The following is a 14743-nucleotide window of genomic DNA, read 5'->3' on the forward strand; positions in this document are numbered from 1 at the left end:
GGTACGCGGAACAAATGGAGGAAAGATGAGCGGCCACTCCAAGTGGGCCACGACGAAGCACAAGAAGGCCAACCTCGACGCGAAGCGTGGCAAGCTCTTCGCCCGGCTGATCAAGAACATCGAGGTGGCCGCCCGGACCGGCACCGGCGGTGGGGACCCCGACGGCAACCCCACCCTCTACGACGCCATCCAGAAGGCGAAGAAGAACTCGGTCCCGCAGGACAACATCGAGCGCGCGCGCAAGCGCGGCGCCGGTGAAGAGGCCGGTGGCGCCGACTGGCAGAACATCACGTACGAGGGCTACGGGCCCAACGGCGTGGCGGTACTGATCGAGTGCCTCACCGACAACAAGAACCGCGCCGCCATGGAGGTCCGGACCGCGCTCACGCGCAACAACGGCTCGCTGGCCGACCCGGGCTCCGTCGCCTACATGTTCAACCGCAAGGGCGTCGTGATCATGCCCAAGGGCGAGGTGAACGAGGACGACGTGCTCATGGCCGTGCTCGACGCGGGCGCCGAAGAGGTCAACGACCTCGACGAGAGCTTCGAGATCGTCTCCGAGGGCGGCGACCTGGTGCCGGTGCGCAAGGCGCTGCAGGAGGCCGGGTTCGAGTACGAGTCGGCGGAGCTCACGTTCCTCCCGACGGTCTCGGTGCCGCTGGACGTCGACGGCGCGAAGAAGGTCTTCAAGCTGATCGACGCGCTCGAGGACTGCGACGACGTGCAGAACGTCTACGCCAACTTCGATGTGTCCGACGAGGTCATGGCGTCGGTCGACTGACGGTCGATTTCGCCGCTGTGACGCCGTTTCCGGCGTCGCGGAGAGCGGCTTGATCACTTCTCGACCGGCCCCGGTCGGGCACGGACCACCCGCGCCCGGCCGGGGCCGACTGATCACCGGCGAACTCGCGAGTAGCCGGATCCCTTGCGGCGTCCGGGAAAACGGTCGGAAAATTGCCCCGTGCCGGTACTGGGCTCAGCCGCGTGCTTCCGGCACAATGGCCGCCGTGACGACCTCAGCCCTCACCGCCGAAGAGCAGCGCCTGATCGACTGGATCGAGTCCCAGGCGAAAGAACGGGGCAACGCGGTCATCGCGGTCCCGCAGGACGATCAGGGCGCCGGCTTCTGCTTCACCGCCTGCGCGTGGGCGCTGCACAACGTGCCGGAGGTCGTGGTCGTCGGCCTGCCGGGCGACCTGGGCCCGATCCTGCTCGACGCGTACGTCGACCGCGCGGCCAACGGCGAGATCTTCGAGGTCGGCAAACGCTACGACGACTTCTTCCAGGGCAGCGCCGTCGTTTTCGAACGCGTCGCCAAGGGCCACTACCCGGAGTACTTCGGCTCGGCGTTCCTCGTCTACCCCGACGGCGACTTCCCGGCGCTGCAGGTCGTCGTCGCCACGGCCGACGGGCACTTCCCCTGGCAGGACACGGCTCCCGAAGGCTTCGCCGAGTGGCAGCCGGTGCTCACCGAAAGCGGTGTGCCCGAGAGCTGGACTCCGGGCGTCGACGGCCCCTGATCACCGGCCCCTGATCACCGGCTGCTGATCCTCGACGGGAGCTGCCTCGACGGGCGCTGATCACCGCGGCAAGGCCCTGAGATCCGCCCCTGCGGCGGGAAACCGGGCGGCGAGCGTCTCGACGTCGGCGAACTCCACGCAGTCGTCGGTGTAGGGCGGCACCACCACGGTGCCGAGCAGCGACCACTCGCCCAGCGGTACCGTCGCCTGCCACGTCCCGGCGGGCACCACGACCTGCGGCCGTTCACCCGCGGCGACGTCGGTGCCCAGCACCGGCCGCGTCACCGTGCCGTCCGAATGCAGGAGCAGCATTCGCGCGGGCGCCCCGGCGTGGTGCACGAAGATTTCGACGCGATCCAGCCGGTGCGGCGCCGAGAACCGCGGCGCCACCAGCAGGTAGTAGATCGCGGACCCCTCTTCGGAACGCCAGCTCTCCGCGAAGAGGCCGCCTTCGACGGGCAGCGGCGAAAGACCCAGGTGGCGGATGAATTCCGGTGGCTGCGGCATGGCGACCATCCTGCCGGGCCCCCGCCCAGTAGCCTGCATCTCGAACGGATGTTCGCGCGGGCGAAGGAGAAGGTGTGCGGGTGCTCGGGGTCGACCCCGGTCTGACCAGGTGCGGTCTCGGCGTGGTCGACGGTGGCAAGGGCCGGGTCGTCCGCGCGGTGGCCGTCGGCGTCGTGCGCACCCCACCGGAGGACGATCTCGCCCACCGGCTCCTCGGCATCGCCGACGAGGTCGAGGTCTGGCTGGACCGCTACAAGCCCGAGGCGATCGCCGTCGAGCGCGTGTTCGCGCAGCACAACGTCCGCACGGCCATGGGCACCGCGCAGGCGGGCGGCGTCGTCGCGCTGGCTGCGGCCCGGCGCGGGCTGCCGGTCGTGTTCCACACCCCGAGCGAGGTCAAGGCCGCGGTCACCGGGTCGGGCCGCGCGGACAAGGCGCAGGTCACCGGTATGGTGATGCGCTTGCTCAACCTCGAGGTGAAGCCGCACCCCGCCGACGCGGCCGACGCGCTGGCGCTGGCCATCTGCCACCTCTGGCGCGAGCCGATGCGCGTTCGCCTCGCCGAGGCCGAGGCGCGCGCGGCCGAGCTGGCCCGTGCGCACAAGGCCAAGCTGGCGGCAGCCGCGAAACAGGCGGGCGCCGCCACCCGCACCCCGGTGCGGCGCACGGCCCGCCGGATCCCGAGCAAGCTGGACGACACTGGAGCACCCCGATGATCTCCTCCGTACGCGGTGAAGTGCTGTCCGTCGGCCTGGACCACGTCGTGGTCGAGGTCGGCGGCGTGGGCTTCGCCGTGCAGGCCACCCCGGCGACGCTCGCGACGCTGCGCCGCGGCGAGCAGGTGCGGCTGCACACCGCGCTGGTCGTGCGCGAGGACTCGCTGACCCTGTTCGGGTTCGCCGACGAAGACGCGCGCGAGCTGTTCGGCCTGCTGCAGACCGTGTCGGGCATCGGCCCGCGGCTCGCGCTCGCCACGCTCGCCGTGCTGGAGCCCGACAAGCTGCGCGCCGCGCTCGTGGAAGGCAACATCACCGTCCTCACGCAGGTGCCCGGCATCGGCCGCAAGGGCGCCGAACGGCTCAGCCTCGAACTGCGCGACAAGGTCACCGCACTCGCCGGCACCGGCGAGGTGCCGGCGGTGTCCGCGCCCGGCGCGCTGCGCGCCGAGGTCGTGGAAGCGTTGGCAGGGCTGGGTTTCCCGGCCAAGCAGGCCGAGCAGGCCGTGGACCGCGTGCTGGCCGAAGGCGACGGGCACACCACCGCGACGGTGCTGCGTTCGGCGCTGGCCACCCTCGGGCGCAAGCGGTAGCCGATGGACCACGAAGTGACGGAGTTCGAAGCGGACGACGAGACACTCTCCGCTCTCTCACAGAACGGCGAGCGCGAGGTCGAGACGACCTTGCGGCCGCGCAAGCTCGACGAGTTCGTGGGCCAGCCCCGCGTGCGCGAGCAGCTGGAGCTGGTGCTCGAGAGCGCCCGCCGCCGTGGGGTGCCGCCCGACCACGTGCTGCTGTCCGGCCCGCCCGGCCTCGGCAAGACGAGCATGGCGATGATCGTGGCCGCCGAGCTCGGCGCGGCCATCCGCATCACGTCCGGTCCGGCGCTGGAACGCGCGGGCGACCTGGCCGCGATGCTGTCCAACCTCGCGCCCGGCGACGTGCTGTTCATCGACGAGATCCACCGCATCGCCCGGCCCGCCGAGGAGATGCTGTACCTCGCGATGGAGGACTTCCGCGTCGACGTCGTGGTCGGCAAGGGGCCCGGCGCCACGAGCATCCCGCTCGAAATCGCGCCGTTCACGCTGGTCGGGGCCACCACGCGCTCCGGCTCGCTCACCGGGCCGCTGCGTGACCGCTTCGGCTTCACCGGCCAGATGGAGTTCTACACCGACGCCGAATTGGAACTCGTCGTGCGCCGCGCCGCGACGATCCTCGACATCCCCATCGACCGTGACGGCTGTTCGGAGATCGCCCGCCGCTCGCGCGGTACGCCCCGGATCGCGAACCGCCTGCTGCGCCGAGTCCGCGACTACGCCGAAGTCCGCGCCGACGGCAACGTGACCAGGGACGTCGCCCGTGCGGCGCTGAAGGTCTACGACGTGGACGAACTGGGCCTCGACCGGCTGGACCGGGCCGTGCTCAGTGCGCTGACCCGCTCGTTCGGCGGGGGACCGGTCGGCGTCTCGACGCTCGCCGTCGCCGTCGGTGAGGAGGCGACCACGGTGGAAGAGGTGTGCGAGCCCTACCTGGTCCGCGCGGGTATGCTCGCCCGCACTCCGCGTGGCCGGGTCGCGACCGCGGCCGCGTGGGAGCACCTCGGCCTGGTGCCGCCGCCTGAGGCAGGGCGGCCGGACCAGGGCGGTCCCTCGTTGTTCGACCAGGGCTGACGGGGACGTCGGACACCGGCCGGCGGGAGCGCAACGGACGGTGGGTGCTGGCGAATTCGCGAGCACCTGGCACACTCGAAGACAGCACATCCGTCAAAACCGGACGTAAGCACCGACGACGTGACGTCCGTCGAATGGAGAGTCATGAACAACTTACTGCTGCCGTTGCTGCTGCTGGTCGTGGTGGCCGTGCCGCTCGTCCTCGGTACCCGCAAGCAGAAGAAGCAGCAGGCAGCCCAGCAGGACCTGCAGAAGAGCATCGCCCCCGGCGACCGCGTGATGACCACCTCGGGCCTCTACGGCACCGTCGCCGACGCTTCCGGCGACGACACGATCGACATCGAGATCGCCCCGGGCGTCGTCACCACGTGGCTGCGCATCGCGGTCCGCGAGAAGGTCAACCCGGCCGTGGAGACCGACGAGACCGACGTCGAAGCCGACTCGGCCGAGGTCGAGGAGACCTCCGGTGGCGTCGCTTCCACCACCACCGAGGCGCCCGCCCAGGAGTCCATCGAGGACGACGGCCAGAAGTCCGGTGCGCAGATCGCGCCCCCGCTGGAGCACGGCAAGAAGTAACCTGCTTCTTCCCCGGGCAGTGACACGCGCGTAGCCGACGAAAGTCGGTACGGGCGAACGCAGGGCTCACGCAGCACCGAGTAGTGTCTCGGTGCTGCGTGCGTGTCCGCCGCCGTAGTCATGCCCAGCAGCGTGCCGGGAGCACCGTCCCGGCTCGCTCACCGAACCAGTTGGGGTCCACCCAGTCCGAGGAGACCGAAGCACCGTGGCACCATCGGCCGGGCATCTCCGCCCGGGACGCTATCTCGCCTTCTTCGCCCTGATCGTGGTCGTGCTCTACGCCCTGGTGTTCTTCACCGGCAGCGGCAAGCCCACACCGAAGCTCGGCATCGACCTGCAGGGCGGCACCCGGGTCACGCTCACCGCGCGGACGCCGGACGGCGGCCAGCCCACGCGAGACTCGCTGAACCAGGCGCGCCAGATCATCGAAACCCGTGTGAACGGCATCGGTGTCGCCGGCACGGAGGTCGTGCTCGACGGCAACAACGTCGTCATCACGGTCCCGGGCGCGCAGGGTGACCAGGCGAAGTCCCTCGGCCAGACCGCGAAGCTCGGCTTCCGCAAGGTGATCACCTCGCAGCCGAACACCCCGGCCGCGCCGCCCGCTTCGGGCAACCCGGCGGCTCCGCCGGCTTCGGGCACCCCGTCGGCGCCGCCGTCCTCCGGCGCCCCCTCGGCCCCGCCTTCCGCCACGGGCGCGCCCTCGAGCACGCCGAACGGCGGCGGTGGCGCGGCCGGTGCCCCGGCCCAGCAGCCGCCGAGCACCACGCCGTCGGCCCCGCCGGCCTCGAACACCCCGCCGGCCGCGGGCGACCAGGCGAAGACGCCGATCCAGCAGGCGCAGGCGATCCGGCAGAACCCGGACCTGGCCTCGACCGACCAGGCGAAGGCGCAGGCCGCACAGCAAGCCGCGCTGGCTTCGCTCACCTGCGCGCCGAACGTCGCCGACCCGCTCGAGGGCAACGACCTCTCGGACAAGCCGCTGGTCGCCTGTGGTGACCAGGACGCGACGAAGTACGTGCTCGGCCCGCAGTTCCTGCCCGGCACCGAGATCTCCGGCGCGAACTCGGGCTACGACCAGCAGCGCGGCCAGTGGATCGTCGACCTGACGTTCAACGGCACCGGCAGCAAGACCTGGGGTGACTTCACCGCGGCCAACGTCGGCCAGCAGGCCGCGTTCGTGCTCGACACCCAGGTCGTGTCGGCGCCGACCATCCAGGGCGCCATCCTCGGCGGCAACACGCAGATCACCGGGCAGTTCACGCAGGCGACCGCGAAGAACCTCGCCGACGTCCTGAAGTACGGCTCGCTGCCGCTGTCGTTCGACTCCTCCGACGCCACCACGGTGTCGGCGACGCTCGGCTCGGCCTCGCTCCAGGCGGGCCTGCTGGCCGGCGCGATCGGCCTGATCGTGGTCTTCATCTACTGCCTGATCTACTACCGCCTGCTCGGCATCCTCACGATCCTGTCGCTGGCGCTGTCCGGCCTGCTGGTCTACGCGGTGCTGGTGCTGCTCGGCCGGTGGATCGGGTACACGCTCGACCTCGCCGGCATCGCCGGGTTGATCATCGCCATCGGCATCACGGCGGACTCGTTCGTCATCTACTTCGAACGGCTCAAGGACGAGATCCGGGAAGGACGCACGTTCCGTTCGGCGGTGCCGCGCGGCTGGGCCCGGGCCCGGCGCACGATCCTGGCGTCCGACGCGGTGAGCTTCCTCGCCGCGGCGATCCTGTACGTGATCGCGGTCGGCGACGTGCAGGGCTTCGCGTTCACCCTCGGCATGTCGACGGTGCTGGACCTCGTGGTGGTCTACCTCGTCACGCACCCTGTGGTGGCGATGGTGTCCACGTCGAAGTCCCCGTTCCTGTCCAACCCCCGGAACCTCGGCCTCGGTGCCGTCCAGCAGCTGGCCTCGGAACGCCGGGCCGGCCGCACCGCCGTCGGTCGCACGAACGTGAAGGAGGCCTGACGTGGGCGTCGAAGACCTGGGCACGGACGCCGAGTCGGGCGCCCGCAAGGCCACCCCGTCCGGCAAGAAGGAAAGCGTCTTCCACCGGCTCTACGTCGGCACGGGCGCGTTCGACATCGTCGGCGCGCGCAAGCGCTGGTACATCTTCTTCGCGGCGCTGGTGCTCGTCTGCATCCTCTCGATGTTCATCCGCAGCTTCAACTTCGGCATCGAGTTCGAGGGCGGCACGCAGATCCAGCTGCCGGCCCGCGGTGCGCACGGCGAGATCACCACGTCGCAGGTGACCGAGTCGTTCACCAAGGCGCTGGGCCAGCAGCCGGCGGAGACGCAGAGCGTCGGCACCGGCAACGCGAAGACGATCCAGATCCGCTCGGAGGCGCTGCCGGTCGACCAGGTCGCAAAGGTGAAGCAGCAGCTGTTCACCGACCTGGCGCCGGAGGGCACCAACGGCCAGCCGAGTGTGCAGGCCATCAGCGACAGCGCGGTGAGCGCGTCGTGGGGCGGCGAGATCTCGCGGCAGGCGCTGATCGCGCTCGCGGTCTTCCTCGTGGCCGTGGTGATCTTCCTGGCGATCTACTTCGACACCCGGATGGCCGCGGCCGCGCTGATCTCGCTGATCCACGACATCGTGGTCACGGCGGGCGTGTACTCGCTCGTCGGCTTCGAGGTCACGCCGGCGACGGTGATCGGCCTGCTCACGATCCTCGGGTTCTCGCTGTACGACACGGTGGTGGTGTTCGACAAGGTCCGCGAGAACACGCGCGGCCTGCTCGGCCTCACCCGCCGCACGTACGCCGAGGCAGCCAACCTGGCGCTGAACCAGACGCTGATGCGGTCGTTCAACACGGCGTTCATCGCGCTGCTGCCGATCCTCGGCCTGCTCATCGTCGGGTACATCCTGCTCGGCTCGGGCACGCTGCAGGACCTGGCGCTCGTGCAGCTCACAGGCACCCTGGTCGGCGTGCTGTCGTCGGTCGCGCTCGCGACGCCGCTGCTGGTCGACCTCAAGATGCGTGAGCCGAAGTACCAGCAGCAGGCACAGCGCGTCGCGGCCCGCCGGGCCAAGGCTGCCGCTCGCGAAGCCGCGGGCGAGGACTTCGACGCGGCGGACGACGACGCCCTGGCCGCCGAGCTCCGCAAGGAGAAGGCGATGGCCGCGGCGGCCGGCGTTCCGGCCCGCACCCCGAAGGCGCGCCCGCAGAACAAGCCGCGCCGCACCGGTGGCGGCGTGTCGTCGGCGAAGCGGAAGCGCTGAGCCGGATGGAGCTGGAGAAGGCCCTCGGCCTGATCGCCGAGGTGCCGGACTTTCCCGAGCCCGGCGTGCTGTTCCGCGACCTGAGCCCGCTCTTCGCGGACGGCCCCGGGTTCGCCACGGTCGTCGACGCCCTGGCCGGCACGCTCAGCCCCGGGGTTGAGCTGCTGGCCGGCGTCGAGGCCCGCGGGTTCCTCCTCGCGGCGGCCGTCGGGTACGCCCGCGGCCTCGGCGTGGTGCTCATCCGCAAGCCCGGCAAGCTGCCGTCGGTGGCCGGCCGGGTCGACTACGCGCTCGAATACGGCACCGCCGGCGTGGAACTGCCGGCCGACGTTGTGCACCCCGGCCGGCGCGTCGGCGTGATCGACGACGTCCTCGCCACCGGTGGCACGGTCGCCGCGACGGCCAAGCTGCTCGAGAACGCCGGCGCCGTGGTCGACGGCGTGTCGGTGGTGCTGGAGCTCGCGGCGCTGGGTGGGCGTGGCGTGCTGGCGGGTCGCCGGGTCGAGGCGCTGCAGGTCGTCTGACCCCGCGTCACCAGCGCGAACGGCCGGGAAGCCGGAGTCCTCGCGCGGCGTTGAAAAGGCTGTGGCTCCGCCGGTACCCGGCGGCGCGCCGCCTGCCGATCGGACGTAGGCGGCGTGGCCACGCGGTCGAACGGCTACCCTGAGGGTTCGAAGGCCGCACGAGCAGCAGGAGGTGCGGGTGAGCCAAGAGCTCGACGCCGCGGTGCCCGCCAAGCCGGTGCCCGCGAAGGATGGCTCCGGTGCGCGTAGCGCGCAGTCGGTGCCGGCGCCGAAGGCGAACGGGGCCGCGCCCAACCCGTCGGCGACCCGCCGGGTGCGGGCCCGTCTGGCCCGCCGGATCACGGCCCAGCGGGCCGCGCCCGTGAAGCAGGTGCTCGAACCGCTCGCCGTCATCCACCGTGAGCTGCACCCCAACGCGGACCTCGCGCTGCTGCAGCGCGCCTACGACGTCGCCGAGGAGCTGCACCGCGAACAGCGGCGCAAGTCCGGCGACCCGTACATCACGCACCCGCTCGCGGTGGCCACGATCCTCGCCGAGCTCGGCATGGACACCACCACGCTCGTCGCGGCGCTGCTGCACGACACCGTGGAGGACACGGGCTTCTCGCTCGACCAGCTGAAGGCCGACTTCGGCGACAAGGTCGGCGAGCTCGTCGACGGCGTCACCAAGCTGGACAAGGTCAAGCTCGGCATGTCGGCCGAGGCCGAGACGATCCGCAAGATGGTCATCGCCATGGCGAAGGACCCGCGGGTGCTGGTCATCAAGCTGGCCGACCGGCTGCACAACATGCGCACCATGCGCTTCCTCCCGCCGGAGAAGCAGGCCCGCAAGGCCCGCGAGACGCTGGAGGTGCTCGCCCCGCTGGCCCACCGCCTCGGCATGGCGACGGTCAAGTGGGAGCTCGAAGACCTCGCGTTCGCGATCCTGCAGCCGAAGAAGTACGACGAGATCGTGCGCCTGGTCGCCGACCGCGCGCCCTCGCGCGACACGTACCTGCGCAAGGTGATCGCCGACCTCACGAGCAACCTCGTGTCGTCGCGGATCACCGCCAAGGTCGAGGGCCGGCCGAAGCACTACTACTCGATCCACCAGAAGATGATCGTGCGCGGGCGCGACCTCGACGACATCCACGACCTGGTGGGCGTGCGGATCCTCGTGGAGGACGTGCGCGACTGCTACGCCGCCATGGGTGTCGTCCACGCGCTGTGGCAGCCGGTGCCCGGGCGGTTCAAGGACTACATCGCCCAGCCGCGCTTCGGCGTGTACCAGTCGCTGCACACCACCGTGATCGGGCCGGACGGCAAGCCGCTCGAGGTGCAGATCCGCACCTACGAGATGCACCGGACCGCCGAGTACGGCATCGCGGCGCACTGGCGGTACAAGGAAACCAAGGGCACCCACAGCGGCAACTCGATGGACGTCGACGAGATCGCGTGGATGCGCCAGCTGCTCGACTGGCAGCGCGAGGCCGCAGACCCGGGTGACTTCCTCGAGTCGCTGCGGTACGAGCTGGCCGCGCGCGAGATCTTCGTGTTCACGCCGAAGGGCGACGTGATCACGCTGCCGGCGGACTCGACGCCGGTCGACTTCGCCTACGCCGTGCACACCGAGGTGGGCCACCGCTGCATCGGCGCCCGCGTGAACGGCCGTCTCGTGGCTCTCGAGCGCAAGCTGGAGAACGGCGAGAACGTCGAGATCTTCACCTCGAAGGCGGAGAACGCCGGCCCGAGCCGCGACTGGCTGCAGTTCGCCGGGTCGCCGAAGGCGCGCGCGAAGATCCGCCAGTGGTTCGCGAAGGAGCGCCGCGACGAGGCGATCGACGCGGGCAAGGAGGCGATCACCAAGGAGATCCGCAAGGTCGGGCTGCCCATCCAGCGGCTCGTCTCGGCGGAGTCCATGGGCTCGGTCGCCAAGGAGCTGCGCCATGGCGACATCTCCTCGCTGTACGCGGCGGTGGGGGAGGGCCACACCAGCGCGAAGCACGTGGTGCAGCGGCTGGTGGCGCTCATCGGCGGCGTCGACGAGGCGGAGGAGGAGCTCGCCGAGCGGGCCACGCCGTCCACCGTCACGCGGCGGCGCGGGTCCAACGACGTCGGCGTGATCGTGAAGGGCGCCAGCGACGTGTGGGCCAAGCTCGCCCGTTGCTGCACCCCGGTGCCGGGCGACGAGATCCTCGGGTTCGTCACGCGCGGCGGTGGCGTGAGCGTGCACCGCACCGACTGCACCAACGCCGACGACCTGCGTACCCAGCCCGAGCGGCTGGTCGAGGTGGAGTGGGCGCCGTCGTCCTCGTCGGTGTTCCTGGTCGCCATCCAGGTCGAGGCGCTCGACCGGCACCGGCTGCTGTCGGACGTGACCAAGGTGCTGGCCGACGAGAAGGTCAACATCCTCTCGGCGTCGGTCACGACCTCGCGCGACCGCGTGGCCGTGAGCCGGTTCTCGTTCGAGATGGGCGACCCGAAGCACCTCGGCCATGTGCTGAAGGTGGTCCGGGGTGTCGAGGGCGTGTACGACGTCTACCGGGTCACATCGGCTTCCTGATCCTCGAACCACGAGCGGAGCGCCTCGGTCACTTCGGCGGGGCGCTCCATCGGGGGCAGGTGGCCGGTGTCGGCCAGGTCGAGCCGGGTTGCGCCGGGGATTTCCCGCTCGAACTTGTCGGCCAGCTCCAGCAGGCCTGAGCCGTCTTCCCGGCCGATGACCACCAGCGTGGGTGCGGTGATCTCGCCGAGGCGGTGCCGGGTGTCGGGAACGTCCTCCGTCCACTTCGGATCGGTCCACTCGCGGCGGTAGACGCCCTCGCACATTTCGAGGGTCCGGGCGTAGAAGCCTTGGTCGACGTCTGATCGTGTCCGATGTGGACCGACGACGAGGTAGCGGACGTTGGCCTCGGCGATGGCACGGACGTCCGCCTCGTCGATGCGTTCGGCGGTGTGGTCCAGGTAGCGCTTGAGCTTCTCCAGCGGCACCGCGGCGAGCATGGCTTCGCGGCTGTCCGACGCCATCGGCTCGGGCCACTCGTGCCCGGACAACCCGGCGCCGATGAGCGCGACACGAGTGACGCGTTCGGGCGCAGCCAGCGCGGCGTCGAGCGCGTACGCGCCGCCCATCGACGAGCCGGCGAGCGCGGCCTGGTCGATGCCGAGCGCGGACATGAGCGCGAGCAGGTCGCGGTGGTGGGAGACGGTGCCTTCGGCCGCCTGCGAGTCGCCGTGGCCGCGGCGGTCGTAGCGGATCACGCGGTGGTGGTCGGCCAAGGCCGCGAACTGGTGGTCCCACATGCGCCGGTCGGCGAGCCCGGCGTGCAGGAGCACTACGGGCGGGCCCTCTCCGGCCTCGTCGTAGCCGAACCGCACGCCGTCGACCTCGATCATCCCCATGGGCGCCACGCTAGCGCGGGGAGCTGGTCACAGGCGCGGGTTTCGCGCAGGGCGATCCCGCTAGGGTGCTGGCATGACCGACGGATTCGAGTTCACGCGCGACGGCGAAGTCGCGCGGCTGACGTTCGCCCGGCCGGAGAAGATGAACGCCATCACCTACGGCATGTGGTCGGCGATCCCGGACGTCGTGGCTGAGGTCGAGGCCGACCCGGCGCTCAAGGTCCTCGTGCTCACGGGCGCGGGCAAGCACTTCTCGGCCGGTGCCGACATCAGCGAGTTCCGCGACCTGCGTTCCACCGCCGACGGCGCAGCCACCTACGACAAGGCCGTCGACGGCGCCGTGGCCGCCCTGACTTCGATGCGCAAACCGTCCGTCGCCATGATCCAGGGCAACTGCATCGGCGGCGGCTGCCAGCTGTCCGTGGCGTGCGACTTCCGCTTCGCCTCGGAAGACGCGCGCTTCGGCATCACACCCGCCAAGTTGGGCATCGTCTTCCACTTCGACTCGACGCGCCTGCTGGTTTCCCTCGTCGGCCCCGCGAACGCCAGGTACCTCCTGCTGTCCGGCGAGCTCATCGACGCCGTGCGCGCCCGCGAGATCGGCCTCGTCAACGATCTCCACGCCGCCGAAGGCCTCGCCGCGGCCACCGCGGCCTTCGTGGACACCCTCTGCTCCCGCTCGCAGGCCTCGATCCGTGGCATGAACCGCATTATCGAGAAGATCGTCGCGGGCCGGCAGACGCCCGATGACGAGGTGGACGCCATCCGCCTCGCCGCACTGCACGGCGAGGACTACGCGGAGGGCGTCGACGCGTTCCTGAACCGCAGGCCGCCGAAGTTCACGCACCGCTGAAGCGCGCTCAGATCTCGTCCCAGGGCACGCTTTCGTACGCCTCGGCGAGCAGCTGCGCGGCCGCGGGATCGTTGCGCAGCGCCACCCCGTCGACGGACGCGACGGGCCGGCCGACGGTCTCGGAGTTGGTGAGGAACACGGCGTCGAAGCCGGGCAGCTCGCGGGGTGGACCGGGCGGGTCACCTGCGCGACCGCTCCCTGCTGCTGCAGCCGTTCCTTCAGCAGCAAGGAGGTGATGCCCGGCAGCACCGCGGCTTCCGGCCACACCACGGTGTCGCCCTCGAGGAACCCGAGGTTCCAAATGGACGCTTCGCTGAGATGTCCACTGTGGTCGACGAACACCGCGTCGTCGTAGCCCGCGAGCACGGCCTGGCGCGAGTGGTGGATCAGGCCGAACGTGCCGGTGTGCTTCACCTCGGGCAGATCGCGCTGGTACCGTACCGACTTCAGCCGGATCGGGTCGGCGACGTGCTCGTGCGGGGGACCGGTGCGGACGAGGATTTCGGGCGTCATCACGGCGTCGTCGGTGCTGGATTGAGAAGAGATGAGCACGCGCACGGACAGCGCGCCTTGCCCGGCAACGAGCTTGCGGACGTAGCCGCGGACCAGGGAGACGTCGAGTTCGCTGCCGAACAGCAGCCGGGTGCTCGTGACCAGCCGCGTGAGGTGCAGCTCGAGGCCGCGGACCCGGCCGTCGCGAACCTGCATCGCGGTGAAGTGGCCGTAGCCGCCCAGAACGCGAGCGAGCTGAACGGCGCCGGGTTCAGCGCCGTTCAGCTCGAACGGGAAAGACACTCAGGCCGCGACGTTGACGGCCGTGAACTTGACCTGCTGCTTCGGTTCACCGGTCGCGCCGTCCTGGCCGACGGTGCCGATGCCCGTCTTGGCGATCGCGTCGAGGACCTTGAGGCCGTCGTCGGAGATGCTGCCGAAGATGGTGTAGTTCGGCGGCAGCTCGGCGGTGCCGTAGACCATGAAGAACTGGCTGCCGCCCGAGTTGGGCTGGCCCGTGTTGGCCATGGCGAGGATGCCGCGGCCGTACTTCTCGCCGTCGATGAACTCGTCCGGGATGGTGAAGCCGGGGCCGCCGGTGCCGTCGGCGTCCACGTCGCCCTTCGCGTTCGGGTCACCGCACTGCAGCATCTGCAGGTCGGTGACGCCGAGGCGGTGGCAGATCGTGTCGGTGTAGAAGCCTTGCTTCGCCAGGCTCACGAAGGCTTCGACGGTGCACGGCGCCAGCGCGCGGTCGAGCGTGATCGGGATATCGCCGACGGTGGTCTTCATCGTGATGTCGACCTTGCCCTGCGAGGACACGTTCTTGCCGTCCGGCGCCGTGGTCTTCTTCGGCGGCGGCGCGCTCTTCGTGTCGGCCGGGTACGCGCACGTGGTCGGGTTCGGCAGGGCCTTCGGCCGCGTCGGCAGCGCGGTGCGCTGCGTCGGGATCTGGCCGACGGTCGGCACCGGCGGGGCGGAGCTCGACGGCGGCGGGGTGGCGGCCGCGGTGGCGTCGTCGCCACCGCCGCTGTTCACCACCCACACGACTACGCCGGCCACGATGAGGACGACACCGCCGACCACTCCAGCGCCCACGATCTTGCGTCGCTTGGCCCGGTCCCGCCGGCGCTCGATCTGCCGCTCGAGTTTCCGCTTAGCGGCTTCACGGCGCTGCTGGTTGGTCGCCACCCGCCCTCCAGTTCAGGCTCGATGTCACACGTCTGAGGTAGCGGCAGTGTATGGGCACAGCCTGTGAGGACTCTGTACAGGGGCCG

15 protein-coding genes and 1 pseudogene are annotated in these 14743 nt (G+C 70.7%); 11 read left to right on the forward strand and 5 right to left on the reverse strand.

Annotation, left to right across the window (positions count from 1 at the left end):
- Window positions 1–25 precede the first annotated feature (25 nt).
- Window positions 26–781, forward strand: a complete 756-nt coding sequence (locus AB0383_RS41570) for a YebC/PmpR family DNA-binding transcriptional regulator (RefSeq protein ID WP_364171337.1) — start codon at window positions 26–28, stop codon at window positions 779–781.
- Window positions 782–998: 217 nt separating this feature from the next.
- Window positions 999–1520, forward strand: a complete 522-nt coding sequence (locus AB0383_RS41575) for a DUF4262 domain-containing protein (RefSeq protein WP_364171335.1) — start codon at window positions 999–1001, stop codon at window positions 1518–1520.
- Window positions 1521–1580: 60 nt separating this feature from the next.
- Here the strand turns inward: AB0383_RS41575 and AB0383_RS41580 are convergent, their stop codons facing one another.
- A complete protein-coding gene (locus tag AB0383_RS41580; protein WP_364171333.1) occupies window positions 1581–2027 on the reverse strand; it encodes a cupin domain-containing protein in 447 nt (148 codons plus the stop codon).
- Window positions 2028–2101: 74 nt separating this feature from the next.
- Here AB0383_RS41580 and ruvC point away from each other — a divergent pair, with 74 nt between their 5' ends.
- From ruvC to AB0383_RS41620, 8 genes are all read left to right on the forward strand, one after another.
- Window positions 2102–2743, forward strand: a complete 642-nt coding sequence (gene ruvC / locus AB0383_RS41585) for a crossover junction endodeoxyribonuclease RuvC (RefSeq protein ID WP_364171331.1) — start codon at window positions 2102–2104, stop codon at window positions 2741–2743.
- On the forward strand, window positions 2740–3336 hold the full coding sequence (ruvA, locus tag AB0383_RS41590) for a Holliday junction branch migration protein RuvA (protein ID WP_364171329.1): 597 nt from the start codon (window positions 2740–2742) through the stop codon (window positions 3334–3336). Before ruvC ends, ruvA begins: the two co-directional genes overlap by 4 nt.
- Before the next feature lie 3 nt (window positions 3337–3339).
- Window positions 3340–4413 (forward strand): Holliday junction branch migration DNA helicase RuvB, encoded by a 1074-nt coding sequence (gene ruvB / locus AB0383_RS41595; protein WP_364171327.1) that lies wholly within the window; start codon window positions 3340–3342, stop codon window positions 4411–4413.
- 144 nt (window positions 4414–4557) lie between these two features.
- Window positions 4558–4989 (forward strand): preprotein translocase subunit YajC, encoded by a 432-nt coding sequence (yajC, locus tag AB0383_RS41600; RefSeq protein ID WP_364171325.1) that lies wholly within the window; start codon window positions 4558–4560, stop codon window positions 4987–4989.
- A gap of 205 nt (window positions 4990–5194) precedes the next feature.
- Window positions 5195–6961 carry a protein translocase subunit SecD gene (gene secD / locus AB0383_RS41605; RefSeq protein ID WP_364171323.1) on the forward strand — a complete coding sequence of 589 codons (1767 nt, stop codon included), beginning with the start codon at window positions 5195–5197 and terminating at the stop codon, window positions 6959–6961.
- A 1-nt stretch (window position 6962) separates the two neighbouring features.
- Window positions 6963–8216: a protein translocase subunit SecF gene (gene secF / locus AB0383_RS41610; protein ID WP_364171321.1), complete on the forward strand. Its 1254-nt coding sequence runs from the start codon at window positions 6963–6965 to the stop codon at window positions 8214–8216.
- Between the two features lie 5 nt (window positions 8217–8221).
- Complete coding sequence (locus tag AB0383_RS41615; RefSeq protein ID WP_364171319.1) at window positions 8222–8740, forward strand: adenine phosphoribosyltransferase; 519 nt, start codon at window positions 8222–8224, stop codon at window positions 8738–8740.
- A 178-nt stretch (window positions 8741–8918) separates the two neighbouring features.
- Window positions 8919–11282, forward strand: a complete 2364-nt coding sequence (locus AB0383_RS41620; RefSeq protein ID WP_364171317.1) for a bifunctional (p)ppGpp synthetase/guanosine-3',5'-bis(diphosphate) 3'-pyrophosphohydrolase — start codon at window positions 8919–8921, stop codon at window positions 11280–11282.
- On the opposite strand, the gene AB0383_RS41625 is transcribed toward AB0383_RS41620, so the two are convergent.
- Window positions 11258–12121, reverse strand: a complete 864-nt coding sequence (locus AB0383_RS41625; RefSeq protein ID WP_366190184.1) for an alpha/beta fold hydrolase — start codon at window positions 12119–12121, stop codon at window positions 11258–11260. The two genes, AB0383_RS41620 and AB0383_RS41625, sit on opposite strands and share 25 nt — an antisense overlap.
- 73 nt (window positions 12122–12194) lie before the next feature.
- On the opposite strand from AB0383_RS41625, the gene AB0383_RS41630 reads away from it, so the two are divergent.
- Entirely contained in the window at window positions 12195–12974 is a 780-nt protein-coding gene (locus tag AB0383_RS41630; RefSeq protein WP_364171314.1) for an enoyl-CoA hydratase-related protein, read from the forward strand.
- 7 nt (window positions 12975–12981) lie between these two features.
- Here the strand turns inward: AB0383_RS41630 and AB0383_RS41635 are convergent, their stop codons facing one another.
- The 3 genes and pseudogenes from AB0383_RS41635 to AB0383_RS41645 all read right to left on the reverse strand — a co-directional run bounded on the left by AB0383_RS41635 (window position 12982) and on the right by AB0383_RS41645 (window position 14657).
- Window positions 12982–13113, reverse strand: coding sequence for a hypothetical protein (locus AB0383_RS41635; protein ID WP_366190185.1), 132 nt, complete (start codon window positions 13111–13113; stop codon window positions 12982–12984).
- Between the two features lie 74 nt (window positions 13114–13187).
- Window positions 13188–13769: pseudogene (locus AB0383_RS41640) on the reverse strand (aminotransferase class IV); the annotation flags it as partial.
- Window positions 13770–14657, reverse strand: coding sequence for a peptidylprolyl isomerase (locus AB0383_RS41645; RefSeq protein WP_364171310.1), 888 nt, complete (start codon window positions 14655–14657; stop codon window positions 13770–13772).
- Window positions 14658–14743 lie beyond the last annotated feature (86 nt).

The organism is Amycolatopsis sp. NPDC051373 (genome assembly GCF_040689465.1).
In the GTDB taxonomy this organism is placed as follows: Bacteria; Actinomycetota; Actinomycetes; order Mycobacteriales; family Pseudonocardiaceae; genus Amycolatopsis.